The sequence below is a fragment of the Sphingomonas sp. LH128 genome, from assembly GCF_000293195.2.
GTDB classification, from domain to species: Bacteria; Pseudomonadota; Alphaproteobacteria; order Sphingomonadales; family Sphingomonadaceae; genus Novosphingobium; species Novosphingobium resinovorum_A.
In genome coordinates this window covers 1-472 of the sequence record NZ_ALVC01000614.1, presented here as the reverse complement: position 1 = coordinate 472, position 472 = coordinate 1, and the positions used below count along the sequence as shown (strand labels likewise).

Below are 472 nucleotides of genomic sequence, written 5' to 3'. Positions count from 1 at the left end.
CGCCGAGGAACTCGCCGCCTGAACTCCGGCGGCTCCGCGCCAGCTAGCGGATGCGTACGGATCAGCTCAGTACGATAGCATTGATATTTTGCTCATCGTCAACGCCGCGCGCTCGAACGGATTGAGGCCCATCGACTGCTCGACCAGGATCGCAAGGCTGTTGATCCCACAGCGAAAGTCGATCGGATCCCGGTGGAGATAGACGCGCAGATCTTCAGCGAGCCGGAACATGGCAATGCCCCAGCGCATCGATCATCACCACCAGCAACTGCGCGTCACACCCCTCCAGCGTCAGAGATACGCCATTTGGCATCGACGCCTGCAACCGCACTGACGGTACCAATCCAGCAGACCGGGGCGCGATCCCACCAGTGTGTCGCTCCGCAGGCGCCGGAGACGTCTCCACCCGGATAAACGCCGACGGATCCGGCAACTGCCCCGTGCTCCGCTGCCCGTTCGCACTCTGCCGCTC

1 protein-coding gene is annotated in these 472 nt (G+C 63.1%); it reads right to left on the bottom strand.

Features of this window, described 5'->3' with window-relative positions; all coding sequences use genetic code 11:
• Positions 1 to 66: 66 nt before the first annotated feature.
• Complete coding sequence (gene tnpB, locus LH128_RS32700; RefSeq protein ID WP_008833565.1) at positions 67 to 249, bottom strand: IS66 family insertion sequence element accessory protein TnpB; 183 nt, start codon at positions 247 to 249, stop codon at positions 67 to 69.
• Between the last annotated feature and the right edge of the window lie 223 nt (positions 250 to 472).

Bases quoted from the DNA above. Each gene is read 5' to 3' on its own strand.
- tnpB (WP_008833565.1), bottom strand. From the start codon at position 249: ATGCGCTGGGGCATTGCCATGTTCCGGCTCGCTGAAGATCTGCGCGTC.